Below are 24,042 nucleotides of genomic sequence, written 5' to 3' on the forward strand. Positions count from 1 at the left end.
CACCCGCTTACGCATTTAACTCAAGCTTAAAGACAGACGGCTCAAACGGACCGTATACAAGTTGTCCATCATTTAAATGCCAAATTTTAAAACCGACATGGTTTGTATCGGCATATTTCTCAATTAATTTCGTCACTTCCATCGTGCCGACAACATCTTGAATGTAGAACGTTGAAAAATCACCAAAATACAAACGTTGAATATTCGGTGTACCTGCATCCACGAAATCTGTCACATCAACCGGGAAACCGAGTAAGCGATAGCCGAAGCCACCTTCTAATCCGATATCTTGGCGCAAAAGTGGGAAGCCGTCTGCCGTTTTAATCGTTTCAATTGCCGTCAATGCCGCACGGTTAATCATCCAACGCGCGTTTTTAAGCATGGACGTTGGCAAACTGTTTTTAAGTTGCACAAACTTGTCGTAAATGTCTGTTGCTGTCGGTGTAAAAGCGACCGCTTTGCGAATTAGCGCACCTGGATTGTCTGCACTATTGAAGAAAAACTCCGCTTCTTCACGCACGTAAGCTTTCTTTAATTCGTCCACAACGATTCGTTCCACATTCATCTCGCTCATTGCAAGAAGCTTCTTTGTCACAAGCACAAGCGCATCCGTTTCCGTTGGATTCAAATAGTACTCATCAAATTCAATATCCGTCTCTGGGATTGGTTGGTTCAATGCACGCTCTGTTTTCACACGGTTTGCTTTCGCTTTTTTAATTAAAATCGGAAAGCCTTGTGTCCCTTTTGTTGGTACAACCTTCCCATATTTTCGTAACAAGTTTTCTTCTTGGGCATAGGCAATAATTTCTTTCACCAACGACTCTGGAACAAGTACATTCCCGCCGTGCGTCTGAACTCCCATTGCCCGCGCTTCACTTTCGCTAATTTGCCCTACAAGATATCGGCAAAAAGCGTTGCGTGTTTTCATTTCATTTGTTTTTACTTGAACACGAGAGGAAAGAGATTGATTAATCATATTTGTTAAACCAGCACGCTGTTCTTGTGTTAAGATGGAGCGCTTTTCGCCCTCGTCTTGTTCTTCATCGTCTGCGTTTTCGTCGTCTTCTTCACCTTCACCGACTCCGTTGCCATTATTATCGTCTGTTTCATCAAACTCTGCGAGAGCCTCGTTTACCGCATCTAAATCAGCTGTCAATTCATCGACTTCTGCCTGTACTTCTTCCATTGAACGAGTTTCAGAACCTTTTTCTAATAGCTCTTTAAGCTGCTTTAGTCGTTTTTCCAATTGTGCTTTACGACGTAATAAATACTTTTTCATCGCTTCAACGCCTCCTCAATTTGTTTGATTAGTTTTTGTCTTTCATAATGAAGTTCGCGCTGTTCTGTGAACCGATCGCGGACATATGCTTCTGTATCCTCATAAGCTGGAAGGCTGACAATGCTAATTTCATAGAGCTTTACTTCTTGAATCGTTCGCTGTGCTGGCTCTACGTCCCAGTTCCATGAATCCCGAACGACTTGGAAGCCAAATGAACATTGATTGATATCACCACGTTGCATAGAAATCATTAAATCTTTTGCCCAACTCGTATCTGGTGGCGTGACAAGAAATTTCAATCCTTTCTCATCTTCTTCAAGCGTAAGCGTACCGCTTTTCGTCCGCCCTAAAACATAATCCCAATTATGATTAAAAAGCGCACGGACATCTGCTTTTTCCATTAATGATTTGGCGAATGCTCCTTTCGCAATCGTTTCTTGAAACATATCACCAATCATCGTTGGAGAATCAAAAATGCTCGCATAGCCTTCAATGACTTGCGAGCTTCCTTCGGTACCAGCACGTATTTCAATGTTTGACAGCGTAAAAATTCGCTTCTCTTTCTCATTCATGACGTCTCACCTCCTTTAATCACCTTTTTTAGCGTCGCCTCCAGATTATCGAGACCGATTAAATCTTTAGAAATGTATAGTTTTTTCGCTTCATCTTGTTCTAAACGATCGAATCCAAGCATTTCGCGCGCATCGTTTGGTGTCGCAATAGACGTTCGCACTAAGTTGTAAGCAATATCCGTTTTCGTTTTCATTGTCACATAATCTAACGGATTAATCTTGAAGCGAATCCGGCGCCCGCCTTGAGGGAAAAATAACTTTGACAAGTGCTGCTCTAGGTTTTTTATAATCGGACGTAGTACGGTCGTATAAAGCATCATCATGAATTGCTCCATATCCGTCTTTTGCAACTCGAGTAAATGTTCCAAGTCCACACCGAAAAATTTTCCTAAGTCTTTTTTGTACACCGAAAGATATTTAAGAATTTTCTCGTCATCCACTGGACTTTGTAACGCTTCAATCTCAAACCCTTTGCTAAGTGGGATTAACTGAATTTTATTTCCTTGCCCAGTCTGTTCTAACTTGTCAAGAATGGCCATAATCATTGCATTTTGCGCTTGGTTATTCGGTGCAATATGCGTATCCAATTTCAGCAAATACGCAAGCAAGCCGCCTTTTCGATACTTGTCTGTTAAACTGTTTTCCGCATTCATGACACCTTCAAGCGTTTGACGTGCTAAATCTAACAATCCCACACCGTCTAAATGATTTGTCCCAATATTTTTGACGTGAACAATCATTTCCGCAGGGATTTGAACACCACCAACACTGTAAATTTTGCTTCCGTCCTCTAACAATTCGGAGTAGACACCGTTTAATACGTGCCATTCATTTTCGTTTTTGAAAATGTAGACTTTTCCACGTATTAAAAGCGTGTTGACGATAAGCTTTTTCATTTCAAATTCAGTCAAATATTGATTCGGATTGCGCAAAATTCGCAACGTATATGGGTCATTAACGTCATTTCCTGCCTCGTCCTCAATAAAAAAATCAGTGAGCGCAATTTGGTCACTGATTAGTTTCATCAAATTATAAATGTCGGAGGATTGAAGGATGTTTTCGTCGGTCACATAACCGCCGTAGTTCCAGTAAAAGTTGCTAAAAACATTGAACTTAGAACGTTTAAACCACCCAGCAAGCCGCTGCCATAATCCCAATCATCATCACCTCCTTTACCGCTTATAAAGCACTTCGATCATTGCCATATATTCTTCTTCGCTAACGTCCATCATCATATTCATCGTTTCCTTATGAGCTGTAAGCATGGCCACAAAGCCATCAATTTTGTACTGACTTTGCTTTTTCGACGGTGCTTTGAGCCCTTGTGTATTGATAAAAGCAACGACATTTTCCGTACAGTAAATCAATAATGGATTATCGGTTTCGACGCGCCCCTCATACATTAAAATTTCTAAATCATCGAAAGGTGCATTGAGTGTGGAAGGATATTGCCGTACTTCTACGCAATCAAAACCTTCCATTTCTAGCTTTTCAACTAGCTTGACCGCATGTGCTGGGTCATAGTTAATTTGTTTAATATCATACATTTGAGATTGTTCCTTAATGTACTCAAACACCATATCGTAATCGATCGTTTTCCCTTCGCACAACGTCACAAAACCACGTTCCACTAAATGACGATAAGGGATGTTTTCCATCTTTTCCCGAGCTTCTAGCCCTTCCGATGGAATGAAATACATTTGTTTTACTTTCAATTTTGCTTTTCCGCTTTCGTCCACAACAGGGAAGTTTAAACTCACACACGTTAAGTCGGTTGTTTTCGATAAGTCCAAACCGACCACGCACGTCATGCCTGTTAAATCACCTAAGTCGTTGACTAAACATCTTTCAACAATATCTCTTTCAAAATAAGTACCACTGGAACGAACAAAAATGTTTAAGTGCTTTGCTAAAAATTCGTCTTTTCGTTCCGCCGACACTTGCGCCTCTTTAAACTGATTCATTAAATAATCTTTCTTCACTGAAATACCGTAGTTTGGATTCACTTTTGCCCAAACAGCAGGGTCATCCCACCGATCGTTTTTATCAGGCTCATAAATAAGAACAAACCAAGAATCGTCGTCAATTTCGCCATTTAAAATCTTTTTGCAGTAATCATAAATTTGCAAGCCGACAGATGTTGTACCTTTGCCAGCCGTCGAAACGATCATCATTAACGGCTGTCGTCTTGCCCCCATGCCAGACTTTAAAACATCGTACATATCCGCATTTCCTTGCGCATGCACCTCGTCTAAAAGAACAAAATGAGGATTTTTCCCATCAAGTCCTTTCGTTTCTCTAGACAATGGTTGCAATGTATTTTTAAACTTCTTGCCATTGACCGTAAAAGAGTAAACGATCGCATTCACGCCGCCTTTTGGTCCCTTATAAATTTGTGTTCGCTGATTCAAGTCTGGACTATTTTCAATCGTAATCGCTATTTTTTTCGCAGATATGTTCGCTTGCTCTTTATCTACCGCAGCAGTGTAGCATTCGGCACCAAACTCACCATCTGCATATAACGCATAGGTTGCTGCACCAGCTGCAATCGTTGTTTTTTCATTTTTCCGCGGAACTTGAATATAGCTTGTACGAATCACTCGCACATCTTGACCGTTATCGTCTTTCTTTTTCCAACCGTAAATGTTTGTGAATGCAAACCGTTGCCAATCTTTTAACTCATAATGCCGCCCAGCAACTTCTCCTTCTGCATAAATACAAAACGTTTCCATGAAATCCATCGCCCGATTGGCAGCGTCTAAATCAAGCCAAATATCTTTTCGTTTTTTCCAACGTTCATAACGCTCAACAGCTTTCTGGACAGTTTGCGGATACTTCTTTTTGTTTCTTTTCACCTTCTTTGCAAACTGGTCTGCATAATTCACACCACGCTCAATCATAAAACATCAGTCCCATTTATTCGCAAATGCTTGAAAAGCGTCTGTTGTAGCGTTTGCCACTTCTCCAGTAATCTGTTTTTGTGTTTTTGGTGTCAAACCTAACTGTTCCAACAACTTGCTCATTTTCGTATTCCAATCGGCCGTTTGCTGAGCAAGTGGATGTTTCATTTCATTTGTCGCACCAGCCTTGTTTGTATGCGATTTTGTCGCAGGAAATCCTTCCTCTTGCCACTTTTCATACACTTGCGAATAAACCATATAGGCATCTAAGTACAGCTCTAGCAACGGTTCAAGTGACTTGTTATAAGTGCCATTTTCTTTGAGTAAACCAACAATCCGCTCCCGTTCCTTTTTTCGTTTTTTTGTTAGTGACGCTTTTATTTTTTTATCCAAATTTCACACCCCCTTTAAAAATTTCATTTTGGCGTACGTTTACGGCCGACCGCGGTCTTTTTCCCACAACCTACCAAAAATCATAGGTAGGGGGGCTAAATGTAATAAATATACATTATATCAACAAAAGAAATACGGTCGTTCTTCCCACTTCCGACTTCCTTCTTCAACTTTCTTATGACACGACTCACACAGCAAAATAAGATTGCTAGGCTCGAGTTTAAGAGAGGGATTTTCACTAATCGGTACAATGTGATGGATGTGCGCCTGCCGCCCAAATACAAATCGTCCGCATTCTTTGCAGCAACCTCCATCACGTTCATAAATGTATTCACGCATTCGCTGCCACTCCGGCGATCGGTAGAACGGTTTGTTTTTCGACTGGTGCTTTCGCTTTGGCTTATGTTCATCGCAATACAAACCACGATCGATGCGACGATTACAGCCGTTATAGTTGCAATACCGCATCATTTATCAGCTACTTTGTTTTTAGTCGTTGTTTTGTTTTGTGCCGGTTTCTTCTCTGCCACCTCGTCTTTTCGCTCCATTACGACTCGCTTGTTTTCTGAATCCCACTTTTGAATATGCGTAGCCGTTTCCCGAATGATTTGCATGTGTATCAGCTCCTTTCATAAAATAAAAAAGCACCATGACAGGTGCTTCTTCAATAATTAAAATCGTAAGCTGATGTTGGTTTTTCTAATAGTTTTGACAGACATTCCTCAAGAGTTTTACCTTCAACCATCTGTTCTATTTGCGTTCTACAATCTCCCGAAGGTGTTCCAAAGCATGCTCTCCAATTACCAGTAAATTTCATTAACACAAAATGCCCATCGTAAAACATATTTGCATGGTCTTTAACCATTTCTAGTAACTTAATTTCTTTTTCAGTCATACGCATTCTCCTCCTTGTGCCTACTCAATACGACGAAAGGAGCCATCTTCCTACACCATTCGTTCGTCAAATCTCGACAAAACAATAACCGCCACCCCAAATGAAGTGGCGTCCCGCTCCAACCAAAGTCTTTCATGTTATCATCATAGCACTTCCTATCAAAAACGCTGTGCCATGATTGTGCCAAAATTGTGCCATCATCCACTCACCAGTATCGACTTCCCCGCTTTCTGTTTTTCGTGAACATCCGCTTTGCCATTTCATGCATTTCGTCTTTCGGTTTACTTCTAATGATGTTGGATACATCCACCGTCGTCAACTTCCTATTTCCGATCCGATAACCTTTTTTGTTAAGTTCCTGTACTACTTTCGTGACGCTTTCCAGCTGCACATACAAATACACCGCTTCTTCTTCCATCGTTGTCGGTGTGTAGCTTTCAATCATTCGAATATATTCTTGTAAATATTCGATACGCTTTTTCGCTTCATCCACTAACATCTACTTTCCCTCCAATGACTTCACTTCAATTTACAGACTGATGCACTCGCCTAATGCCGAAATCCCTTGATATTTCTAGCTTCATCACATTTTTCAAAACGAGTGCACACAATGATTTTTTATGTTGTGCTGATAGCCAAAAAAAGAAAAATCATATCTTGTATTTCATCATTGCTTTATCCATTGCGTCTTGGTTGACACCGATATACTTTAGGGTAATATGTGGACTCGAATGGTTAAACAATTCTTGAAGCATGGCAACGTCTTTCGTTTGTTGGTAAAAATGGTATCCAAATGTCTTTCTCAGCGTATGCGTGCCCACCTCATCCAGCGATACGTATTCAGCAGCCTCGCGCAAAATACGATACGCTGTTGAACGGTCAATAGGACGGTTACCGCCTTGTCGGCTTCGAAAAGCATATTCACCGTCTTTGAGCGTCTTGGCATACTCGATGAGTTCTTTTCTGATGGCTGGCGGAATGCGGATTCGTTTTTCCTTTCTTGTTTTCTTTTCTCGCAGCTTCAAATGCGTCTGTAGCAAATCTTCCTTCTTTAACTGCAATATGTCCGATATTCGCAAGCCTGTGTTAATTCCAAGAACGAACAAAATGTAATTACGCTTGCTTCTTTGTAGCAAATACCTTTTCATCGCCGCGATCTTTTCTGGATCCCGAATCGGTTGAACAAAATTCATTGCTCGTCCCTCCTTCTTTTCCGATACACTTCGATTTCAAGAGCGAATGCTAACTTATAAAACGCCCTGGACTTGAGCCGATAGTAATGCCGATGGCTCATTCCTAGCTCGTTGTAAACCGCATAATCGAACACTTCTTCTCCAGTCATGTATCGCTGAATAATGATTGCTCGCTCCCAGTAATCTAGACGGTTGACCGCTTCGACTATACGCTGAATGTACTCCGCTCGCTCCCGCTCGTAATCTGCGTTTCGAATGGCTATTTCTTCGGTTGAGGAGTGGAGTTTATTTGTCTTGGCAGGAACGAGCGAGTAATGTTGAGTCACCTTTGGCAGCTGGTCTAGTTTCAATGTCAGCAAGAAAATGCGATATTTTTCAAGAGCCGCTTCAACCGCTTTTTTCGTCGCTTTTCTGTCGATTTCAGGTAGCATAAAGTCCATCTTCTCAACCTCCGAAATAGTGATTATCTCTGGCGAAATGCGCCACCCTTGCCGCGTCTATACACTGGGCGACCGACTCCCATTAATTCTTTAATCTCTCGCTCCGTCAGCCGCTCTTTGCCTCGTTTCTTTTTACGCTCTTTCTTCCGTTTGTTTTGACGTTGCTGAACTTTATTGACTTTCATCCATTTTTTTAATTCTTGCTGGATTGTTCGCATTGTACCTCTCCCTTTCATTTTTCTAATAAAACAAAAGAGGACACCAATCATACAGAGATAGCCATGCTACTCTGCACAATCAGTGTCCTCACGCTCTCGGTCTTGGACATATTTGGTTTTAATTCCATTATATCAAGCTGGCTGATGATGTAAAAGCTTATCGATGTATGCAATTCCTTTTGCCGTGATATATGTTTGCGGCTTGTTGATGACTTGATCGCCCATTTGAATCGGCTTTTCTTTGACGACAAAGTAGCCGCGATCGATGTATTTTTGATAAGGTGTATTGTCGTTCATCAGCAAGCCCATTTGCCGCAATTTCTTGAAAAAGTTATTGCGGCCGTATCCAAGAATTTTCGCAACCTCTCCAACCTTCTGATAATTTTCGCCGCTAAGAAACCGATCATGTTGCTCGATTTTCGGTTGTGCTAACGCAAGTTTCTGTTCGAGAGCCTGTTTCTCTCGTTGCTCTTCAATCCATCGTTCCGCTCGTTTAATTGGGTCCTCAATCATATATGACGGTGCATGTAGTACAAGCAACTGTTCTTTCATTCGTTTAAATTCTTGAATGAATTTCACCTTCATCTTCATAGCTTCTGGAGTCACATAGCTCATAGCCACCAAAGCGAAAGCATCTTCTGTTAGTAAGTATTTACGATAAAACTGCTTGTTTTGAGGATGTTGGTAATGGGTCTGTGCAAAGTTGCTCAACCCCCATTCTCTTTCACCAGCTTGATTAAGTTTGTCGAGTTGCACTTCGATATCTCGTAAAACGTCCGCATGTCGCTTTCCGAAACAATCCGCTACCGTTAAGCTATCCGTAACAGCGCGACCATTATCAATGAAAACTAATTGGTTCATTCTTCTTCACCTCACTCAATCTTCAAAGAAATCGAAACCAACCATATCGTTGAATTCTTGTGTGAATCGCTTTGCGTCCCAAACGGCTTGAATCACTTTTTTTAGTGCATTCTCGTATTTCTCAATCTTTGCTTGTTGTTTTTCAGCGATGTTCATGTATAAAATCAGACCGCCGACAATTTTGTTTGCGATGTCTGGATCAATTTCAAGTGTTGAGTAATATTCGTTGATTAGCACATTGTCGTAATACTGTCTTAGTACTTTCAAATCATGCTCCATTTTAGGTCTCCTCCTGTTTCTTTCACGAGCCTCTCAATTCGCACATCTCTAGCGCCAGCATTAGAGCAAATTAGCAACATGTTTCGGTCGATATAATAAAACGCGTAATAATAGTCGCTCACAAAATCGTTGACGCTAAAAAGCAGTGCTTTTTCAAACATCCCACAATATCGGAGAAAATAGCCTTCTTTCATCGCAAAAGATGTCCGTTCTTTTTCACCTAATTGCTTTATAAAATCTCCAGGATAGAGGACACCGTCTCCAAGTTCAACAGGGATACCCTTCACTTTATCCCTGTTGACTTTTGCGTACATAGCTCCATGCGTTGAGAAGAAACCTTCTCGTTGTTCATGACCACAACTCTCAAGAAAATCGAAAATTGAAAGCTGTCTCACGCGCTCACCGCCTTTTCAGCGCAATGTTTGACTACTGCTTAGGGAGAAACCCTTCCTTTTCAGCGAACTCACGAATTTTCTTTACCGTCGCCTTTCCGATGCCATTCCCCGTACCTGCCATCATATTTAAACGCTGTAAAAACTCCTCGATCACTCGAGCCTTTTCTTGTTTATTCATATCCTGCTATCCCCTTCGCGTTATATATCCGCTGCGCGTCATCATTCAACTATGAAACACAATCCCTCATTGCTCCAAAAACTCATAAATATCAGTTTGCCCTCTTGGAACAACAAAATGTTGTTCTTTTCGTTGCACACGCAATTCACCCGATGATATTTCCTTCATGCTTCTGTCCGCTTTGCAAACAGGACATTGTATCAAGTGCTGCTCTTCAAAGTCTTGTGAAACTGCAAACACCACCTCACAACTCTTGCATTCATACACATGAACCGCTATTTTCACTTAAAACAACTCACTTTCCTCGAATTTTATCCGCGCGGTTTTTCCCTTAGCTGTTTCGATGATTGTATATCCATGCTCAACCGCTTCCGCTACTTTTGCTTTCCCCTGCACACCGTCAACGACAATCACAAGCACTTTCCCTGGCACGACGGGATGCGAAACCATCATGTTATCTATATCAATCTGCAATTCTTGCGATCTTTTCACCGGAACCCCTCCATGTGGTATAATTGAGGTGGACTGTCGGGAGAGATCCCGGCTTTTTTGTTTTGTTTTTAACGCTGGCTCAGTAAATAAACTAAAATCATTGTCAATAGCACTCTGTTTACGTCTAGTTCAAACCATGTGGCAGCTAAAATTGTTCCCATAACCAATAGCGTGCTGAATAGTGTTTGCTTCAATGCTTTTAGCATGATTCACCTCACGTTTTTATCACTTTCCATCCGCGTCGAAGTCGACTTTGCAGCTCATACTTGCGCAACGGCTCGTACACATAAACTGCATCGCGGTTTTCCTTGCGATATAACAAATACCATTTGGCTTTTCGCTTACGACGCTTCATTCAACATTCACGTCCGAATTTAGCTTCTCAAGCGCAACCAAGTGCGCGTATTTGAATTTCAGCACCTCACAATATACGATTGCATCGATCATTTCCTGCTGCAAGTGTTCCAGCCATCCAACAAATGTGTATTCGCCTGGGTTGACGGTTGTTCCGTATTTTTCAATTCCCTTTTCGGTTTGTGTTTCGAGCAATTTTTGCACGTTGCGAAGTATTTGATTCTTGTTTAGTTCTTCCATCCAATGCGTTGCATCCATATTTGTCGGTGATGGTTGACTGCGTTTTTACGCATATACGCTGCCTCAACTTCATCCCAAGTGAATCCGAGTGCTTCACCAAGTGCAATAAACTCACAAAACATCATTACGTATACCAAACTTTGTTCGTGCGGGTCATATTCCCTCAAAACCATGTTAATCTCATGGATGATCTCCAACATTAGAGTAACTATGTTCCTATATGGATCCCAAGCATAGTAGTTATATTTCGTTACATCTTCTTTTAGTTCCAGTCCAATTGACAGAACGAAATGCAAGCAGTCCACGTATTCTTCCAACATCCCCTCTTTCGGTTGCCGATTTGTTTTCCAATGCTTAAATCCTTGCCACTCGTTTGCGAGCTCAGCTAATTCAACTTGCAAAGCTAAAATCTTGTTTGGCAAAAGGTTTTGTCCTTCTAAGCCTTTTTCACGAACAATCCGCTCATCCAGTTCCCGCTGCATCTCAAAAAGCTTGGATAAATCCATTATTTCGCTCCCCTTTTCTTTCTGTTTTGCGGCCAACGCCAGTCGATTATTCGACGGTTGTCTTCGTCGTAATATTTCTTGCGCGGACGGCTACGATACGCTTCAAGCTCTTCTGGCGTCAGATAACTAACAACAACTGGACCGTTTAATGATTTATGACTCATCGTAATTCCACCAATCGTTTTTGGATTTCGTTCAGCGCCATTTGCTTGTAGCAGGCAGGGCAATCTTCAAAGTGAAGGATGATGAGTAATTGCTTCATCGTTGCTTTTGACCAGTTCATTACATTCCCCCTCCGTTCGCTCGTATTCCCGTTGAATTTCTTCTATCGTCAGTTTTGAGAGTGACCGCCCATCTGTTGCAACGAAAACGCCCTTTCGCCGTAGACGCTGAATCAATACATGTTTGAGTAAAAGCAACTGCTTCACCTCCGAAAAAAGCGATCAAGTTTTGACAGCGAATATGGTTTGCCGTTGATTTCAAGCGACACAAGGCGTTCTCTAGTAATCTCGTATCGCTCTAATACGTCACGTAACGCTGTTTCGGATTGAATGCTTCCGGTGAAACCAACGATTCGCCCAACGTCGTTTCGATACTCTAAGCGAATCCAAATCGGGTACGGCATAGTGCTCACCTAGTCATCATTGCGATATTTTTTCAGTCGCTCTTCTAACTCACGCCGTTTGCGTTCGAGCGGTTCTTGATCCGTTTCAACTTTTTGTTCATATTGCGAATAGTCGGTGTTGAGCCAGTCTGGAACTACTTCCGTTCGAACGGCTTTTTTCCCATTCGTACTAGCACCATTTCGTTTCTTTGCTTGCTGCTCCTTAAACGCTTTTTGCGCTGCATGCACTTGTTCAACGGTTTGGTAGCCCTTTTCAAACCAGTCTCGTAAAATGCTTTCAACGTATTTCCACGTCTTGACGCCATTTTCTACTGCGATTTTCATCGCTTCTAAAACTAGCGCTTCGGATGTGTCGTCGATCCATGTTGAGATTTTTTCGCTTATGTAGCTTCCGATCGCGCCAAAGCCGTTTTCTTCAAAAAAGGTGAACGGATTCTCTTCGCGCACGCGCGCGTCTTCTTCTACTTCTTCTTTTTTCTCTGTAGTAATCTCTGTAGTATTCTCTGGTATTGGTCTGTTCAAATTGAGCGCCTCGTCTGTCCAATTTGAACAGATGGACTGTTCATTTTGACCAGATGGACTGTCGATTTCGTCAGTCGTCTGTTCATTTTGAGCAGTCGAGATGTCATTTTGAACAGTCGCATTCACTTTATAAACTGGGTTTTCAAGTTCAGCCAATTTGTCATAATCGATCCGATACCACTTCGTTTTGTCGATCTTGGAGCGATTGAAATTGCCGGCGATGATAAGCCCTTGCTTTTCAAGTTTTGTAATAATGCGACGAATCGTGCTTTCCGACCAGAATGGGAATTGCTCTTGCCATTCTTCGTATGTGTTGTATACCCACTTATGCCCTTCGTGAATGTGATTGCTGCGCTCAAGCCAATAGTGCAACTGCTGCAACACGATGCTTTCATTTAAGCCGATTGTTGCCGCTAACGACGGTAAAATCACTAACGGCTCCTCATTCAAAAGAAGATTTGCCATGTATATCCCCTTCCTCCCTTGCTTTCCGTATAATGTTCTGGCATAATGAACCTGGAAGCATCCAGTATAAAGCTTTGATGAGGATTGAAACGGCTATTTTTGACGCGATTTGGTAGCACTCGATCACCTTTTCCTAGTTTTGTCTGAACGTGGTGGGATGTAAATGAAATAAAAACATGTATATCACCTTTTCCCATCGAGTGCCGTATGAATCGTTTCGAAATGGTCGTTTTTCTTTGTTGCGAATTCTACTTCAAATAGCATATTCTCCGCGTCGGAAGCATAACGTATAATGGGAGCTTCCTGACCTCCTTTCTACCCAACGTGTGAAATACCGCCTTTTTTCGCGAGTTGCTGCAGCTTTGCGACTACCGCTTCTTGTTCACGGTTCAGTCTTGCGGCTAATTTTTCAACGGTCAGCACATCGCGATGATTCCAGAGATAAAACTCTTCTTCGGCCGTCCATTTCCCTTTCCTCGTTTCGCGAACTGGAAAAGCATCTCGCTCTAACATCGACGACAACCGCTGCATTTTCTCTCCTATTGGACAAACTGTGAGGCATAAACTAGTACTGCTGTCGTTCCGTTCTCCGCAATTGGAACAATGTGTGTTGAGGATGTTAATAATTTGTAGCCGAATCCGCTGTTTTTCTTTCCGATTCATGCAATCACCCCAACACCCGCGATACAAAATCAATTTGAATGCCTCGCTTACGCATGTCTGCGATGACTTCGAACAGCTGCGCGCGACGTTTTTTCTTTTGTTCAATTGCTTGCAATTCGTCTAATAAAAAACGCAACTCCGACATTTCAATTTTCGCCGTTTCATAGTCGCGGTTTTGAAGTGATTCTTGTATGTACTCGATGCACCGCGATGCCTTCTGCACGAAATCCGCTTCTTGCAAAAAGAGCGTATCTTGCATGTCACTTTACCTCCTCCGAAATGAATGGCTAGACGTCTTCGCAATGACCATTCATGTATTGTGGCGCGGCTCCCCTTTTTCGGATCGTCGCCCGCTCTTGCTCGGTCTAGTGTGCATACGCACCGATTGAAGTACAAGCATATTCGGGTCGGGGGAGAAACCCTCGCTTGTACTCCAATCGGCAAGCATGCGCTTGCCGGACTTTTCGATTTATGCTACAATGTGCTCGAGTGGAATTTGAATAACTATTGAGCGATGGCTAGTGTTGGCGCACTGGCCATTTTTCTTTTGCACCACTCTTGTTTGACTATAAGTTCTAACGCTAGTAGCAACGCTGGGTCATTACGCAACTCAGCACATAATTCCCTTACCTCACGCGCTGTCATTACTCGGCTTACGGAAATTACAAAACACATTACCACCACTCCTTCCGGGATTGTTCCAAACGTGCATTCATTTGTTTTTTCCACTCCAGCAACGCTTTGCCATATTCACTATTGAGTTGCCCCTCACGTGAAAGACGCAAAAACTCACTTGTATAGAAATGAATCGCTTCGACATCCGTCATTTCCGCTAAATTCGGTAGTTGAAACATTGTTTTCTCCCCCTTTGTCATTTTCGAATAAATCCTTTCGTCTGCAATTTCGTACGGTGTTTTTGCCACATTTTGAGCCACGAAAATCCGTAATCGACACATATAACTGCGACGTATTGCGTCAACGCAACGATGGCATCAATTGCTTGCAAAATCGCTTCTTCCAAGTGTTGTTTGTCATACTCCCTAATCGCGCGAGGATGGTTCGCTACACATACATTTTCGATCGCTTGCAGCGCTTCGGTTAGCTCCTCTTTCGTTTTCATCGCCACACTTGCTCGGTGAAGATCGACAACCTCCCCATCGAGTTTCACCGGTCCCCAGCCGGTATACTCCGCAGCCGCTTCCAGTGCCACCCACGGATTGTTATGCTTCTCGGCGAAATATTTCGATATGTTCGGCTGCACTCGATACCGCCCATTTTCTTGCTGGGAAACTGCTTCGCGAGATTCATAGATTTCAAACGAAAGTTGTTGTTGCGTCATCCCTGTCGCCTGCCGCGCTGCTTTCACCGCATCGGCCGCTCTACCACGTTTCATTTTCTATTCTCCCCCTTCTACCATCCATTGCTAAACATTCATGTTATGTTATGCTTAAGAGCTTGGCTCTTTTGGAACATAGCAATCCATCACCGCTTTTGCAATCTGCTTCAAGACTGGATTGCCTTTTTCCCATTCTTTCTGAAACCATTCTTTTCGTTCGTCAGCACTCATAAGTACTAACGGGGAGTGAATAATAACAGTGGTGTTCCCGTATTTGAATTCCTTCATGCCCGCATTCCCCCTTTGTTCATGTGTATGCGGGTCATCGGGATGAATTGTTGACATTTCTTCACCTCAAATCTTGTAGGAATTTCCTCCTTCTTGTCGAATGACTACGGCAGGAAGGAGGTGAAACAAAAATGGATAAATACAAAATTGGCGAACTTTTTAACAACTGCATGGAGCTCTTTCAAAAAACAAACGCCCTGTATCGAAAAACGATAAGTAATCCTGAAACTCTTTCACCGATCGTCAGTGTTTACTTATCGGAGGTTTATACCCTTAGCGAGAAACTCAAATTGTTTTTGACATTGAATGAAGAACTTACTCATTATGAAATTACTTCGTTGCTCAGTTTCTTTGATAGAGTCTACTTTGAGTTAAAAGAAGTGATTGAAACACGAGACCGAAATACATCTTGGCTTTACTCAGAATTTGAAAACTACAAAAAACAGCATGAGATTGTTGAACGTATGTTAAGGGATCAAATTCAACAACTGAATTAACATGTGCGCTGTCTCCTTATGGGGACAGCACTTTCTCCAACGTGCGGTTCTCAACTTCCCTAATCACGTTTTTGATCTTAGCTGCACCACGTTCATAAATTAAGCGATGTAGCATACGTTCAACTTCTGTCCCGTCTTTTTTTACTTTGCCACGCTCCCAAAGCGCAGCAGTCAAATTACTTACCGCTTTTGCATTGCTTAGAACACTTTGAACCCATTTGTCAGATTCTTGTTCAACATACTGTTCGATGGTTTGAAGAATTTGCTTTTCATCCAAGCATTGCTCGTTCGTCATTCGGTCACACCTCCTTTCATGTCATGGGGTTGAGTGGTCAAGGAAAGATGCCTCAATTATAAAATTTCATTTTTTGCAACAAGAAGAGTAAAAAAATTTTTCGCAGGGGACGTTATAAATATTAGACAACATCATCAGCTCTTCTGCTGTGAATGATTGCCTGCCACTTTCTTTACGATGATAAGGGTACACAGTCTTTAGACCTAGCATTTTTGCAACTTCTTCTTGTGAAAGACCTTTTTCTTTTCGTAGTTCCTTGACCTTTTCAAGGTTCAATTTAAACAACATTTCACCTTCTTTCTGTTGCGTTTTTCGCAACCTTTGACTTTAGTATAAGTTGCGATTTACGCAATGTCAAATACTTTTTTTCGTTTTTCGCAATTATATTTTGCATTTTTAGCAATTATGATATGATAATTTTTAGAAATGTAAGGGAGTCACTATGCCTATGAGTGTACTGGGAAACCGTTTGAAGAAGTTGCGCGAAAGGCACAACCTGACCCAAGAGAGAGCTGGAGAGATTTTCGGGCTTACAAAGTATCAAATTCATCGCTACGAATCAGGGACAAGCAATCCAGATCCAGATATTATCAACAAGTTCGCTGATTACTACGGTGTATCAGCAGACTACCTACTCGGTCGCACGGATGATCCGAATCCACCAGACGACAACGAGGAATTAGGCACGCTGGCGAGAATTAATCAGCTCATTAAAGAATATGGCATCGAGCAAATGGGGTTCTTTGATATTGAGAAGTGGAAACATCTAACCGAAGACGAAATCAGAGAAATTATTCAACATTTCGAATGGGTAGCGCATAAAGCAGCACAAAAAAATAAGTCATCAAGAAAAGACACCGAAGAATAAATAGACGAGGTGTCTTTTTTTATTTTGCAGGAGGGGATAACAATAGAAAGAATCATTAACACAAAAATTGTAGGCGTTACACGAAAGAACGAAGATGGTACATCCCGTCAAGAACTAATCGCTGAATGCTACGAGGGAGAAGAATTATTTTTGGAAAGAGAACCTGATAACGAGCATGACCCAAACGCTATTTCAGTATGGAATGAATACGGGGAACAACTAGGGTATATAAATAAAGACTTAGCATCTAGACTAGCTCCTCAGATGGATAAAGGGATGCGCGTTTCATGTTTTGTGACAGCTGTTACTGGAGGATACGATGACAAATCTTATGGCTGTAATATCAAACTTATTTTAGATTCGCATCCAGAAGAAGAGGACAACACATTCATTAACGAGATTAAGATTAAGCCAAACACTTTTGCCTATCCAATCAATAATAAAGAACCAGCAATGGATGTTACAAATGCAAATCAAGATACGCAAATACACGTAGTTAAAGACTCCATACCTAAACAACAAAATACCAAAGGCACAAAAAAACCAAAAGAAAAAACAAAGTTTAGCTGCTTAGGGTGTGGCTGTCTGGTTTTTATCATCGGCATAATTGCCTTAATCATAATAGCTATTTTTTAGAATAAGTAAGCTCTGAATCTTAGTCAGAGCTTTGGAAAGGAGTTGACACAATATTGGAAAAGAAAACATTATCAAACCAATCTGAAAAAGCCACGAAAAATACAAGTAGTTGGCTACATAAATCAGCTGATAAACCATCAGCAAAAATCACAAATATTCCTCCAAAGAAGAAATAGAAAGGATGGCTGTCACATGAATAAACCTAATAACCCTGCTGGAGCTAACCTGGATCCAAGAAAAATCCAAGATTCTGTAGACAAAAATACTGCAAGAATACAAAAAGATAATGGTACTAAGAAGAAATGACTTCATCTTCTCGCTCATTTAATTGTGCTTCTTCAATTTTTTGAGGATCAAATATTTTTACATACATTCCTGTTTTGGTATCTACAAAAATATTCAAAACTGGAATATTATTTTTTTGAACTAAACCTGTAAAGTATTCAATATCATTCAAAAGGATGTTTCGTTCCGGTTCAAATGTCCGGGACACTTTTTTTATTTCACCTATAAATCTAAAATTAGGCTCATCTTTATCTATTTTTCCGATCTCTATTACTTGGGCATCATTATTTAGAAACACCTCATCCCAAACGGATGGGGATTTAGATAAAGGGGCTATTCCACGCCATTTCCGTACACTGTTAATTAAGCGCATAAACACTGAATGATGAAACCATTTAGCCCATATTACTCCAAACAAAAAGCTTATTATCAAACTACTTCCGAGGAAGAAAGCAAGAAATAAAAAATCACCTGACGCCTTCTTTAGATCTGTAATATTCCAAATTGGTTTTAAATCACTAAATAAAAAAGAAAATTTTACACACACATTAAAAGTAATAAGCGCGGTTAATGATACTGGAAACCAAAGAAGAGCAGACACAGCAGTAAATTCTGCCGGATTATGTTTTACAACCGGATTTACTCCAAAGTATTGTAACCAAAAATACAACATTAAACCAGGTAATATAAATATTAAAGTACCTAAGAAACTGTCCACAATTCTCCCCTCCATAGAACTGATACATTCAATCAAATTTTATCAAAAAATTATCCCTCTTAAAACATTTATAGAACTTGTATCCACTTTAGGATTTTTCTTGCCGAAACAAACATTTGTTCGTATAATCTCCTCTAGGGAGGGGATTTTATGCAATTATGTAATTACTACACAACCGCACTCGAGGACTGGGTAACGAATTTTTATAAAAGACTCGGCATCTTCCATCCTTCACACATTGATATTGAGTACATAGCACGACGAATGAATATTTTCTTGCGTGAGAAGCCGTTTCCGTCTACACATCAAGTTTTCGGGCGGTTCCGCTGCATTGTCGTCGATTCCCGATTGTCAGAAGAAGAGAAGCGCGAAGCTTTCTTTCATGAGCTTTGCCATATTCTCCGTCATGTCGGCGTACAAAGTATGATGCCAGAGGCGTTCCGAGAACTGCAAGAACGTGATGCGAAGCTTTTCACGAAATACGCAGCCATTCCATATCATATGCTTGATTTCATCGATTGGAATGAGCGATACATAATCGAGCAGATGACTCACCTGTTTAAGGTGACACCAAAGTTATGCGAAGAACGTTTAACACAAATTCAAAATCGCATATTCGTTTATCAATAACCTACATTAGGTATTTGTATATGTGTACGGTTGGTTTTACAATAGTGTAGAGGTGATTTTTATGTACAGACCAACGAATCTCGATGTCTTTATTTACCTCAGAAAAAGCCGTAAAGACATCGAGGAAGAGAAAAAGGCAGCCGAATCAGGCGCATCATATGACACACTACAACGCCATCGTGATACGCTACTTGCCGTGGTGCGAAAAGAAGGACATAACATCATCGACATTTTCGAAGAAGTTGTTTCTGGGGAGTCGATTGCTGAGCGACCGGAAATTCAAAAGTTGCTCCGAGAAGTCGAATCGGGCGTTGCCGATGCCGTGCTGGTCATGGACATTGACCGTCTTGGTCGCGGGGATATGCTTGACCAAGGCATTTTAGACCGGACGTTTCGCTATTCTGGTACAAAAATTATTACACCAACAGAGGTGTATGATCCTGAATCAGAAACATGGGAATTGGTGTTTGGAATTAAATCTCTTGTCGCACGCGAGGAACTCAAAACAATCACGAAACGCATGCAACGTGGTCGCCGTGCTTCCGCTGCTGAAGGGAAATCTATTTCAAAGAAGCCACCATACGGCTATCTTCGCGATGATAATCTCAAGCTGTATCCTGATCCAGAAACGGCATGGGTAGTCGTGAAAATATTCGAGATGATGAGAGATGGTCATGGACGGCAAGCGATTGCTGCAGAGTTGGACAAGCTTGGTGTAAAACCGCCCGATGGGAAGCGTTCATTTTGGTCGCCTTCAAGCATTACCGCAATCGTGAAAAATGAGGTATACATGGGGCATATCATCTGGGGCAAGGTGAAGTACGTCAAACAAAACGGGAAGTATAAGCGTAAAAAAATGCCACCAGAGCGCTGGCATGTGAAAGAAAATGCTCATGAGCCGCTCGTATCAAAAGAATTGTGGGAAGCAGCGAATAAAGCCCATACAGCCCGTTGGCGACCATCTACGGTCGAAAGCAAGGTATTAGCTAACCCTCTCGCTGGATTGCTTAAATGCGAGGTTTGTGGCTATACAATGTGGTATCAGCCGCGTAAAGATAGACCTAATGCGCTCATTCGTTGTGCAAACCCTAAATGTAAAGGAGTACAGAAAGGCGCTTTGCTCCCTCTTGTAGAAGAACGCATATTGCAATCACTCGCTGAATTCGTTGACCAGTTTGAAGTGCAGGAGCAAATGCTCGAGAAAAGGGAAAAACAATCTGTTATCCCCCTCAGGCAAAAAGCTCTTGAGAAAAAAGAAAAAGAGTTAAGAGAGTTGAACGTGCAAAAGAACAATCTCCATGACTTCTTAGAACGCGGAATATATACAATTGAAGTGTTCCTCGAACGACAACAAAACATCGTAGCACGCATGAAACAAACACAAGAGGAGATCGAGCAGCTGAAACAGGAAATTGAAAAAGAACAACTCAAGGAAAAGAACATTAACGAGTATATCCCGACAGTAAAAAAAGTTTTAGAGGCATATCATCGGACAGATGACGTAGAAAAGAAAAATCGCCTTCTCAAGTCGGTTCTTGAGAAAGCGACATACTTGCGTAAACCTGAGTGGACGAAAAAAGATCAATTCATAATACAAATTTATCCTAAAATCTAGCGTGAGGCAACCGCCTCCTTTTTTTCTGCTGAGAAGAAATGTTTCAAAGCATTGAGTACATCGCTCTTTTGCTTTAAAATGTAGTAATTAAAGCGTTCGTCTTTAATATTTTGATACGCCCGCATAAGTGTATAGGGTGTACGGTTGTACTGATTCACTTCCCCGTATCCGAACATATTGGATACTTTCATCAACTCACCGACAAGTTTGACACAGCGCGCGTTATCTGATGTAAGGTTATCGCCGTCTGAAAAATGAAATGGATAAATATTATAACGGGACGGAGAATATTGCGTTTCAATTAATTCCAACGCTTTTCGGTAAGCCGAAGAGCAAATCGTGCCGCCGCTTTCCCCTTTCGTGAAAAACTCCTCTTCTGTCACGACTTTTGCTTCCGTATGATGCGCAATAAATACAATATCGACCGTTTGATATTTCGTCCGCAAAAAGCGTGTCATCCAGAAGAAAAAGCTTCTTGCCATATATTTTTCCCACAATCCCATCGAGCCGCTCGTATCCATCATCGCCAGAACGACTGCTTTCGAATCCGGTTTGATGACCTCATTCCATGTTTTAAACTTCAAATCTTCTGGATAAATCGGATAAAAACTCGGGTTTCCATTCATCGCATTCCGCTTAAACGCTGTCATCATCGTTCGCTTTTTATCGATGTTACCCATTAACCCTGTGCGGCGAATATCGTTAAACTGAATATGTTGAACGACGTTTTGATCCATTTCTTTTCGCTTCAAATCCGGCAACTCGAGTTGGCTGAACAGCGCTTCTTGCAACTCCAGTAACGACACTTCTGCCTCGTAATAATCGTGTCCTGCTTGATCGCCGGCTCCTTGCCCTGTTCCAGGCCCTTTCTGTCCATCCCCAGAACCATCGCGGGCAACAACATCGCCTACTTGACTGTCCCCATCTCCTTGGCCGACGTGCTTATTTTTATCATAGTTATATCGAATTTTATATTCATCTAAAGAACGAATCGGAATTTTAATGACATCGCGACCATTAGACATAATGATGCTTTCTTCTGTGATTAAATCTGCTAAATTATTTTTAATCGCTTCTTTCACTTTTTCTTGATGCCGTTTTTGATCATCATGTCCTTTCCGATGGAGGGACCAGTCTTCTTTTGACACAACAAAATTTCCGCTCATCGTTTCCCCTCCTTATCACTTTTTTTGAGTTTCATCATATACTGATGTTGGCGTCTACGACATACAATAATAACGGTTGTTTACTCTATCCTATGCAAAAAACTTAAATAATTGACAAATAATTAGGAAAATTCGACCACCGGACAAGCCTAAAAATGAGAAGAAGCACGCCTTATTGGCATGCTTAACGATTTAATAAACTTCCGACGTAGCGAAGCAGTTCGTTCGCCGATGTAGAATTGTATCCGTATTCGTCAATGAGACGAGCGACGACTTCGTTAATTCTTTTTAATTGCTGCTCATCTGGCGTTTTCGTCGACGTCGTAATTTTGACAATGTCCTTTAAATCCGCAAACAATTTCTTCTGGATCGCTTCCCGCAACCGTTCATGGGAATTATAATCAAACCGCTGTCCTTTTCGTGCATATGCCGAAATGCGAATTAAAATTTCTTCGCGAAACGCCTTTTTCGCGTTTTCTGAAATGCCGATTTGCTCTTCAATCGAACGCATCAGTTTTTCATCTGGGTTCATTTCTTCCCCTGTCAACGGATCGCGTAACTTCGTTTTATTGCAATACGCCTCTACGTTATCTAAGTAGTTATCCATTAACGTTTTCGCTGATTCTTCATACGAATAAACGAACGCTTTTTGCACTTCTTTTTTCGCAATCTCATCATATTCTTTCCGCGCTAACGAAATGAAGTTTAAATACCGCTCTCGATCTTCATTCGAAATCGATGGATGTTGATCAAGTCCTTCTTTTAGCGAGCGGAGCACATCAAGCGCATTAATCGAAGGAACTTCTTTTCGAATGATACAAGAAGAAATGCGGTTAATGACATACCGTGGATCAATGCCGCTCATCCCTTCATCCGGATACTCTTTTTTCAACTCCTCCACATCGACTTCGCTAAACCCTTCTACCGCTTCCCCATCGTAAAGGCGCATCTTTTTCACTAAATCAATATCGGAGCGTTTCGGCTCCTTGAGGCGTGTCAAAATCGTAAACATTGCCGCTACCCGAAGCGTATGTGGGGCAATATGGACATCTGCTACGTCGCTTTCGCGAATCATTTTTTCATAAATGCGCTCTTCTTCTGACACTTTTAAGTTATATGGTATCGGCATGACGATAATTCGCGAATGAAGCGCTTCATTCTTTTTATTCGCAATAAATGAACGATACTCTGTTTCATTCGTATGCGCGACAATTAATTCATCGGCACTAATAAGTGCAAATCTGCCTGCTTTAAAATTTCCTTCTTGTGTTAAAGAAAGCAAGTGCCATAAAAATTTCTCGTCGCACTTTAACATTTCTTGAAATTCCATAATCCCGCGGTTTGCTTTATTTAGCTCCCCGTCAAAGCGATATGCCCGTGGATCGGATTCTGACCCATATTGAGCAATCGTCGAAAAATCGATGCTTCCTGTCAAATCTGCAATGTCCTGTGATTTTGGATCCGATGGGCTAAAAGTTCCAATGCCTACCCGTTTATTTTCCGAAAAGAAAATGCGTTCGACCATCACATCTTCAATTCGACCACCGTACTCCTTTTCTAGCCGCATCATATTCAACGGGGAAAGTTCCCCTTCAATGCGAATACCGTATTCACGATAAAACTCATCGCGCAAATGATGTGGGACAAGATGCAATGGATCTTCGTGCATCGGACATCCTTTAATCGCATATACCGCACCGCGATCTGTCAATGAATACGCTTCTAGTCCTCGTTTTAACATCGTCACAAGCGTCGATTTTCCACCGCCGACCGGCCCCATCAACAACAAAATCCGCTTTCGGACATCTAGACGTTTCGCTGCTGGATGGAAATACTCTTCTACTAACCGCTCTAACGCTTCCTCTAGTCCAAACAACTGTCCGCTAAAGAAGTTGTATCTCTTTTTTCCGTCAACTTCTTCTACCCCAGCGTCTTTAATCATATTATAGACACGCGAATGAGCGGACTGGGCAACCCACGGCTTTTCTTTTAAAATCTCTAAATACTCAGCGAAGGTTCCTTCCCACTTTAACCGTTGCTCTTCCTCCCGGTATTTCGCAATTTTCTTTAAAATATCCATTCAAGAACCTCCCCATCCTTGATGTCTAGCTGAAAGATTATTACAATGTATGCAAGGATGTCCGTAATCATTCGCCACGAAATAAAAATTTGCCTTTCCCTCTAAACATTGTTTGCCGCATCGGCTATAATAAAAAAAGGACGACCATCGATAAAGGA

The 24,042-nt window shown here is 41.5% G+C and carries 42 protein-coding genes; 5 read left to right on the forward strand and 37 right to left on the reverse strand.

The window, feature by feature from the left end; all coding sequences use genetic code 11:
* Positions 1–7: 7 nt before the first annotated feature.
* The 31 genes from GGR02_RS11790 to GGR02_RS11935 form a co-directional block, all read right to left on the reverse strand.
* On the reverse strand, positions 8–1,279 hold the full coding sequence (locus tag GGR02_RS11790; RefSeq protein ID WP_183185138.1) for a phage major capsid protein: 1,272 nt from the start codon (positions 1,277–1,279) through the stop codon (positions 8–10).
* Positions 1,276–1,851 carry an HK97 family phage prohead protease gene (locus GGR02_RS11795; RefSeq protein ID WP_183185140.1) on the reverse strand — a complete coding sequence of 192 codons (576 nt, stop codon included), beginning with the start codon at positions 1,849–1,851 and terminating at the stop codon, positions 1,276–1,278. Before GGR02_RS11795 ends, GGR02_RS11790 begins: the two co-directional genes overlap by 4 nt.
* Positions 1,848–3,008: a phage portal protein gene (locus tag GGR02_RS11800; RefSeq protein ID WP_229706207.1), complete on the reverse strand. Its 1,161-nt coding sequence runs from the start codon at positions 3,006–3,008 to the stop codon at positions 1,848–1,850. Before GGR02_RS11800 ends, GGR02_RS11795 begins: the two co-directional genes overlap by 4 nt.
* Before the next feature lie 15 nt (positions 3,009–3,023).
* On the reverse strand, positions 3,024–4,751 hold the full coding sequence (locus tag GGR02_RS11805; RefSeq protein ID WP_183185142.1) for a terminase large subunit: 1,728 nt from the start codon (positions 4,749–4,751) through the stop codon (positions 3,024–3,026).
* Between the two features lie 6 nt (positions 4,752–4,757).
* Positions 4,758–5,144, reverse strand: a complete 387-nt coding sequence (locus GGR02_RS11810; protein ID WP_183185144.1) for a phage terminase small subunit P27 family — start codon at positions 5,142–5,144, stop codon at positions 4,758–4,760.
* 120 nt (positions 5,145–5,264) lie between these two features.
* Positions 5,265–5,612 carry an HNH endonuclease gene (locus GGR02_RS11815; RefSeq protein WP_183185221.1) on the reverse strand — a complete coding sequence of 116 codons (348 nt, stop codon included), beginning with the start codon at positions 5,610–5,612 and terminating at the stop codon, positions 5,265–5,267.
* Positions 5,612–5,758: a hypothetical protein gene (locus tag GGR02_RS11820; RefSeq protein ID WP_183185147.1), complete on the reverse strand. Its 147-nt coding sequence runs from the start codon at positions 5,756–5,758 to the stop codon at positions 5,612–5,614. The genes GGR02_RS11815 and GGR02_RS11820 overlap by 1 nt, the downstream gene beginning before the upstream one ends.
* Positions 5,759–5,808: 50 nt before the next feature.
* The gene (locus GGR02_RS11825; protein ID WP_183185149.1) at positions 5,809–6,039 is read right to left on the reverse strand and encodes a hypothetical protein; all 231 of its coding nucleotides are present in this window, start codon (positions 6,037–6,039) and stop codon (positions 5,809–5,811) included.
* A gap of 205 nt (positions 6,040–6,244) precedes the next feature.
* Entirely contained in the window at positions 6,245–6,538 is a 294-nt protein-coding gene (locus tag GGR02_RS11830; protein ID WP_183185151.1) for a hypothetical protein, read from the reverse strand.
* 151 nt (positions 6,539–6,689) lie between these two features.
* Positions 6,690–7,232 (reverse strand): site-specific integrase, encoded by a 543-nt coding sequence (locus GGR02_RS11835; protein ID WP_085789220.1) that lies wholly within the window; start codon positions 7,230–7,232, stop codon positions 6,690–6,692.
* Positions 7,229–7,672, reverse strand: a complete 444-nt coding sequence (locus tag GGR02_RS11840; protein ID WP_183185153.1) for an ArpU family phage packaging/lysis transcriptional regulator — start codon at positions 7,670–7,672, stop codon at positions 7,229–7,231. Before GGR02_RS11840 ends, GGR02_RS11835 begins: the two co-directional genes overlap by 4 nt.
* 23 nt (positions 7,673–7,695) lie before the next feature.
* A complete protein-coding gene (locus GGR02_RS11845) occupies positions 7,696–7,890 on the reverse strand; it encodes a hypothetical protein (RefSeq protein ID WP_183185154.1) in 195 nt (64 codons plus the stop codon).
* Positions 7,891–8,022: 132 nt separating this feature from the next.
* On the reverse strand, positions 8,023–8,751 hold the full coding sequence (locus GGR02_RS11850; RefSeq protein WP_183185156.1) for a Rha family transcriptional regulator: 729 nt from the start codon (positions 8,749–8,751) through the stop codon (positions 8,023–8,025).
* A 15-nt stretch (positions 8,752–8,766) separates the two neighbouring features.
* Entirely contained in the window at positions 8,767–9,030 is a 264-nt protein-coding gene (locus GGR02_RS11855) for a hypothetical protein (protein WP_183185158.1), read from the reverse strand.
* Positions 9,015–9,425, reverse strand: coding sequence for a hypothetical protein (locus GGR02_RS11860; protein ID WP_183185160.1), 411 nt, complete (start codon positions 9,423–9,425; stop codon positions 9,015–9,017). Before GGR02_RS11860 ends, GGR02_RS11855 begins: the two co-directional genes overlap by 16 nt.
* A 31-nt stretch (positions 9,426–9,456) precedes the next feature.
* Entirely contained in the window at positions 9,457–9,603 is a 147-nt protein-coding gene (locus GGR02_RS11865) for a hypothetical protein (RefSeq protein WP_183185162.1), read from the reverse strand.
* A gap of 66 nt (positions 9,604–9,669) precedes the next feature.
* On the reverse strand, positions 9,670–9,888 hold the full coding sequence (locus tag GGR02_RS11870) for an FmdB family zinc ribbon protein (protein ID WP_183185164.1): 219 nt from the start codon (positions 9,886–9,888) through the stop codon (positions 9,670–9,672).
* Entirely contained in the window at positions 9,889–10,095 is a 207-nt protein-coding gene (locus GGR02_RS11875) for an XtrA/YqaO family protein (RefSeq protein ID WP_268238451.1), read from the reverse strand.
* 214 nt (positions 10,096–10,309) lie between these two features.
* A complete protein-coding gene (locus GGR02_RS11880) occupies positions 10,310–10,450 on the reverse strand; it encodes a hypothetical protein (protein ID WP_183185166.1) in 141 nt (46 codons plus the stop codon).
* Positions 10,447–10,689, reverse strand: a complete 243-nt coding sequence (locus tag GGR02_RS11885; protein ID WP_229706203.1) for a hypothetical protein — start codon at positions 10,687–10,689, stop codon at positions 10,447–10,449. Before GGR02_RS11885 ends, GGR02_RS11880 begins: the two co-directional genes overlap by 4 nt.
* A complete protein-coding gene (locus tag GGR02_RS11890; protein WP_183185170.1) occupies positions 10,677–11,195 on the reverse strand; it encodes a dUTP diphosphatase in 519 nt (172 codons plus the stop codon). Before GGR02_RS11890 ends, GGR02_RS11885 begins: the two co-directional genes overlap by 13 nt.
* Positions 11,195–11,359 carry a hypothetical protein gene (locus GGR02_RS11895; protein WP_183185172.1) on the reverse strand — a complete coding sequence of 55 codons (165 nt, stop codon included), beginning with the start codon at positions 11,357–11,359 and terminating at the stop codon, positions 11,195–11,197. The genes GGR02_RS11890 and GGR02_RS11895 overlap by 1 nt, the downstream gene beginning before the upstream one ends.
* Positions 11,356–11,478 carry a hypothetical protein gene (locus GGR02_RS17615; protein WP_260175098.1) on the reverse strand — a complete coding sequence of 41 codons (123 nt, stop codon included), beginning with the start codon at positions 11,476–11,478 and terminating at the stop codon, positions 11,356–11,358. The genes GGR02_RS11895 and GGR02_RS17615 overlap by 4 nt, the downstream gene beginning before the upstream one ends.
* Positions 11,426–11,623 carry a Fur-regulated basic protein FbpA gene (locus GGR02_RS11900; protein WP_229706202.1) on the reverse strand — a complete coding sequence of 66 codons (198 nt, stop codon included), beginning with the start codon at positions 11,621–11,623 and terminating at the stop codon, positions 11,426–11,428. The genes GGR02_RS17615 and GGR02_RS11900 overlap by 53 nt, the downstream gene beginning before the upstream one ends.
* Positions 11,620–11,820 carry a hypothetical protein gene (locus GGR02_RS11905; protein ID WP_183185176.1) on the reverse strand — a complete coding sequence of 67 codons (201 nt, stop codon included), beginning with the start codon at positions 11,818–11,820 and terminating at the stop codon, positions 11,620–11,622. The genes GGR02_RS11900 and GGR02_RS11905 overlap by 4 nt, the downstream gene beginning before the upstream one ends.
* Before the next feature lie 9 nt (positions 11,821–11,829).
* Positions 11,830–12,807 carry a DnaD domain protein gene (locus GGR02_RS11910; RefSeq protein WP_183185178.1) on the reverse strand — a complete coding sequence of 326 codons (978 nt, stop codon included), beginning with the start codon at positions 12,805–12,807 and terminating at the stop codon, positions 11,830–11,832.
* A 315-nt stretch (positions 12,808–13,122) separates the two neighbouring features.
* A complete protein-coding gene (locus tag GGR02_RS11915) occupies positions 13,123–13,470 on the reverse strand; it encodes a zinc-finger domain-containing protein (RefSeq protein ID WP_183185180.1) in 348 nt (115 codons plus the stop codon).
* Positions 13,471–13,474: 4 nt separating this feature from the next.
* Positions 13,475–13,729 carry a hypothetical protein gene (locus tag GGR02_RS11920; RefSeq protein WP_183185182.1) on the reverse strand — a complete coding sequence of 85 codons (255 nt, stop codon included), beginning with the start codon at positions 13,727–13,729 and terminating at the stop codon, positions 13,475–13,477.
* Between the two features lie 415 nt (positions 13,730–14,144).
* Positions 14,145–14,324 carry a hypothetical protein gene (locus GGR02_RS11925; RefSeq protein WP_183185184.1) on the reverse strand — a complete coding sequence of 60 codons (180 nt, stop codon included), beginning with the start codon at positions 14,322–14,324 and terminating at the stop codon, positions 14,145–14,147.
* Between the two features lie 17 nt (positions 14,325–14,341).
* Positions 14,342–14,863, reverse strand: coding sequence for a helix-turn-helix domain-containing protein (locus GGR02_RS11930; protein ID WP_183185186.1), 522 nt, complete (start codon positions 14,861–14,863; stop codon positions 14,342–14,344).
* 54 nt (positions 14,864–14,917) lie between these two features.
* Positions 14,918–15,094 carry a hypothetical protein gene (locus GGR02_RS11935; RefSeq protein ID WP_165551154.1) on the reverse strand — a complete coding sequence of 59 codons (177 nt, stop codon included), beginning with the start codon at positions 15,092–15,094 and terminating at the stop codon, positions 14,918–14,920.
* A gap of 131 nt (positions 15,095–15,225) precedes the next feature.
* Here GGR02_RS11935 and GGR02_RS11940 point away from each other — a divergent pair, with 131 nt between their 5' ends.
* Positions 15,226–15,591, forward strand: coding sequence for a hypothetical protein (locus GGR02_RS11940; protein WP_183185227.1), 366 nt, complete (start codon positions 15,226–15,228; stop codon positions 15,589–15,591).
* Between the two features lie 16 nt (positions 15,592–15,607).
* Here GGR02_RS11940 and GGR02_RS11945 read toward each other — a convergent pair whose 3' ends face one another.
* Together GGR02_RS11945 and GGR02_RS11950 are read right to left on the reverse strand one after the other, a co-directional pair.
* Positions 15,608–15,886: a hypothetical protein gene (locus GGR02_RS11945; RefSeq protein WP_183185188.1), complete on the reverse strand. Its 279-nt coding sequence runs from the start codon at positions 15,884–15,886 to the stop codon at positions 15,608–15,610.
* A 66-nt stretch (positions 15,887–15,952) separates the two neighbouring features.
* A complete protein-coding gene (locus GGR02_RS11950; protein WP_183185189.1) occupies positions 15,953–16,171 on the reverse strand; it encodes a helix-turn-helix domain-containing protein in 219 nt (72 codons plus the stop codon).
* Between the two features lie 163 nt (positions 16,172–16,334).
* On the opposite strand from GGR02_RS11950, the gene GGR02_RS11955 reads away from it, so the two are divergent.
* Positions 16,335–16,754: a helix-turn-helix domain-containing protein gene (locus tag GGR02_RS11955; protein WP_183185191.1), complete on the forward strand. Its 420-nt coding sequence runs from the start codon at positions 16,335–16,337 to the stop codon at positions 16,752–16,754.
* Positions 16,755–16,763: 9 nt separating this feature from the next.
* Positions 16,764–17,390: an HIRAN domain-containing protein gene (locus GGR02_RS11960; RefSeq protein ID WP_183185193.1), complete on the forward strand. Its 627-nt coding sequence runs from the start codon at positions 16,764–16,766 to the stop codon at positions 17,388–17,390.
* 19 nt (positions 17,391–17,409) lie between these two features.
* On the opposite strand, the gene GGR02_RS17620 is transcribed toward GGR02_RS11960, so the two are convergent.
* Together GGR02_RS17620 and GGR02_RS11965 are read right to left on the reverse strand one after the other, a co-directional pair.
* Complete coding sequence (locus GGR02_RS17620; RefSeq protein ID WP_260175094.1) at positions 17,410–17,541, reverse strand: hypothetical protein; 132 nt, start codon at positions 17,539–17,541, stop codon at positions 17,410–17,412.
* A gap of 141 nt (positions 17,542–17,682) precedes the next feature.
* Positions 17,683–18,393: a hypothetical protein gene (locus GGR02_RS11965; RefSeq protein ID WP_183185195.1), complete on the reverse strand. Its 711-nt coding sequence runs from the start codon at positions 18,391–18,393 to the stop codon at positions 17,683–17,685.
* 150 nt (positions 18,394–18,543) lie between these two features.
* On the opposite strand from GGR02_RS11965, the gene GGR02_RS11970 reads away from it, so the two are divergent.
* Positions 18,544–19,023: an ImmA/IrrE family metallo-endopeptidase gene (locus GGR02_RS11970; RefSeq protein ID WP_183185197.1), complete on the forward strand. Its 480-nt coding sequence runs from the start codon at positions 18,544–18,546 to the stop codon at positions 19,021–19,023.
* 61 nt (positions 19,024–19,084) lie between these two features.
* Complete coding sequence (locus GGR02_RS11975) at positions 19,085–20,638, forward strand: recombinase family protein (RefSeq protein ID WP_183185225.1); 1,554 nt, start codon at positions 19,085–19,087, stop codon at positions 20,636–20,638.
* Here the strand turns inward: GGR02_RS11975 and yhbH are convergent.
* Both yhbH and GGR02_RS11985 read right to left on the reverse strand, forming a co-directional pair.
* Entirely contained in the window at positions 20,635–21,804 is a 1,170-nt protein-coding gene (gene yhbH, locus GGR02_RS11980; RefSeq protein WP_183185199.1) for a sporulation protein YhbH, read from the reverse strand. The two genes, GGR02_RS11975 and yhbH, sit on opposite strands and share 4 nt — an antisense overlap.
* A gap of 184 nt (positions 21,805–21,988) precedes the next feature.
* On the reverse strand, positions 21,989–23,884 hold the full coding sequence (locus GGR02_RS11985; RefSeq protein WP_183185201.1) for a PrkA family serine protein kinase: 1,896 nt from the start codon (positions 23,882–23,884) through the stop codon (positions 21,989–21,991).
* Positions 23,885–24,042 lie beyond the last annotated feature (158 nt).

Origin of the sequence: Anoxybacteroides voinovskiense (genome assembly GCF_014196205.1) — a bacterium.
GTDB lineage: Bacteria > Bacillota > Bacilli > Bacillales > Anoxybacillaceae > Anoxybacteroides > Anoxybacteroides voinovskiense.

What these genes read in the sequence shown, in the direction of transcription:
- GGR02_RS11820 (WP_183185147.1), bottom strand. Translation starts at nt 5,758, where the DNA reads ATGCAAATCATTCGGGAAACGGCTACGCATATTCAAAAGTGGGATTCA.
- GGR02_RS11910 (WP_183185178.1), bottom strand. Translation starts at nt 12,807, where the DNA reads ATGGCAAATCTTCTTTTGAATGAGGAGCCGTTAGTGATTTTACCGTCG.
- GGR02_RS11895 (WP_183185172.1), bottom strand. Translation starts at nt 11,359, where the DNA reads ATGAGTCATAAATCATTAAACGGTCCAGTTGTTGTTAGTTATCTGACG.
- GGR02_RS11935 (WP_165551154.1), bottom strand. Translation starts at nt 15,094, where the DNA reads ATGAAGGAATTCAAATACGGGAACACCACTGTTATTATTCACTCCCCG.
- GGR02_RS11880 (WP_183185166.1), bottom strand. Translation starts at nt 10,450, where the DNA reads ATGAAGCGTCGTAAGCGAAAAGCCAAATGGTATTTGTTATATCGCAAG.
- GGR02_RS11885 (WP_229706203.1), bottom strand. Translation starts at nt 10,689, where the DNA reads ATGGAAGAACTAAACAAGAATCAAATACTTCGCAACGTGCAAAAATTG.
- GGR02_RS11865 (WP_183185162.1), bottom strand. Translation starts at nt 9,603, where the DNA reads ATGAATAAACAAGAAAAGGCTCGAGTGATCGAGGAGTTTTTACAGCGT.
- GGR02_RS11835 (WP_085789220.1), bottom strand. Translation starts at nt 7,232, where the DNA reads ATGAATTTTGTTCAACCGATTCGGGATCCAGAAAAGATCGCGGCGATG.
- GGR02_RS17615 (WP_260175098.1), bottom strand. Translation starts at nt 11,478, where the DNA reads ATGAACTGGTCAAAAGCAACGATGAAGCAATTACTCATCATCCTTCAC.
- GGR02_RS11955 (WP_183185191.1), top strand. Translation starts at nt 16,335, where the DNA reads ATGAGTGTACTGGGAAACCGTTTGAAGAAGTTGCGCGAAAGGCACAAC.
- GGR02_RS11890 (WP_183185170.1), bottom strand. Translation starts at nt 11,195, where the DNA reads ATGGATTTATCCAAGCTTTTTGAGATGCAGCGGGAACTGGATGAGCGG.
- GGR02_RS11840 (WP_183185153.1), bottom strand. Translation starts at nt 7,672, where the DNA reads ATGGACTTTATGCTACCTGAAATCGACAGAAAAGCGACGAAAAAAGCG.
- GGR02_RS11985 (WP_183185201.1), bottom strand. Translation starts at nt 23,884, where the DNA reads ATGGATATTTTAAAGAAAATTGCGAAATACCGGGAGGAAGAGCAACGG.
- GGR02_RS11850 (WP_183185156.1), bottom strand. Translation starts at nt 8,751, where the DNA reads ATGAACCAATTAGTTTTCATTGATAATGGTCGCGCTGTTACGGATAGC.
- GGR02_RS11830 (WP_183185151.1), bottom strand. Translation starts at nt 6,538, where the DNA reads ATGTTAGTGGATGAAGCGAAAAAGCGTATCGAATATTTACAAGAATAT.
- GGR02_RS11790 (WP_183185138.1), bottom strand. Translation starts at nt 1,279, where the DNA reads ATGAAAAAGTATTTATTACGTCGTAAAGCACAATTGGAAAAACGACTA.
- GGR02_RS11905 (WP_183185176.1), bottom strand. Translation starts at nt 11,820, where the DNA reads ATGCCGTACCCGATTTGGATTCGCTTAGAGTATCGAAACGACGTTGGG.
- GGR02_RS11845 (WP_183185154.1), bottom strand. Translation starts at nt 7,890, where the DNA reads ATGCGAACAATCCAGCAAGAATTAAAAAAATGGATGAAAGTCAATAAA.
- GGR02_RS11795 (WP_183185140.1), bottom strand. Translation starts at nt 1,851, where the DNA reads ATGAATGAGAAAGAGAAGCGAATTTTTACGCTGTCAAACATTGAAATA.
- GGR02_RS11825 (WP_183185149.1), bottom strand. Translation starts at nt 6,039, where the DNA reads ATGACTGAAAAAGAAATTAAGTTACTAGAAATGGTTAAAGACCATGCA.
- GGR02_RS11970 (WP_183185197.1), top strand. Translation starts at nt 18,544, where the DNA reads ATGCAATTATGTAATTACTACACAACCGCACTCGAGGACTGGGTAACG.
- yhbH (WP_183185199.1), bottom strand. Translation starts at nt 21,804, where the DNA reads ATGAGCGGAAATTTTGTTGTGTCAAAAGAAGACTGGTCCCTCCATCGG.
- GGR02_RS11975 (WP_183185225.1), top strand. Translation starts at nt 19,085, where the DNA reads ATGTACAGACCAACGAATCTCGATGTCTTTATTTACCTCAGAAAAAGC.
- GGR02_RS11920 (WP_183185182.1), bottom strand. Translation starts at nt 13,729, where the DNA reads ATGCAAGATACGCTCTTTTTGCAAGAAGCGGATTTCGTGCAGAAGGCA.
- GGR02_RS11855 (WP_183185158.1), bottom strand. Translation starts at nt 9,030, where the DNA reads ATGGAGCATGATTTGAAAGTACTAAGACAGTATTACGACAATGTGCTA.
- GGR02_RS11945 (WP_183185188.1), bottom strand. Translation starts at nt 15,886, where the DNA reads ATGACGAACGAGCAATGCTTGGATGAAAAGCAAATTCTTCAAACCATC.
- GGR02_RS11930 (WP_183185186.1), bottom strand. Translation starts at nt 14,863, where the DNA reads ATGAAACGTGGTAGAGCGGCCGATGCGGTGAAAGCAGCGCGGCAGGCG.
- GGR02_RS11915 (WP_183185180.1), bottom strand. Translation starts at nt 13,470, where the DNA reads ATGAATCGGAAAGAAAAACAGCGGATTCGGCTACAAATTATTAACATC.
- GGR02_RS11940 (WP_183185227.1), top strand. Translation starts at nt 15,226, where the DNA reads ATGGATAAATACAAAATTGGCGAACTTTTTAACAACTGCATGGAGCTC.
- GGR02_RS11815 (WP_183185221.1), bottom strand. Translation starts at nt 5,612, where the DNA reads ATGCGGTATTGCAACTATAACGGCTGTAATCGTCGCATCGATCGTGGT.
- GGR02_RS11925 (WP_183185184.1), bottom strand. Translation starts at nt 14,324, where the DNA reads ATGTTTCAACTACCGAATTTAGCGGAAATGACGGATGTCGAAGCGATT.
- GGR02_RS11805 (WP_183185142.1), bottom strand. Translation starts at nt 4,751, where the DNA reads ATGATTGAGCGTGGTGTGAATTATGCAGACCAGTTTGCAAAGAAGGTG.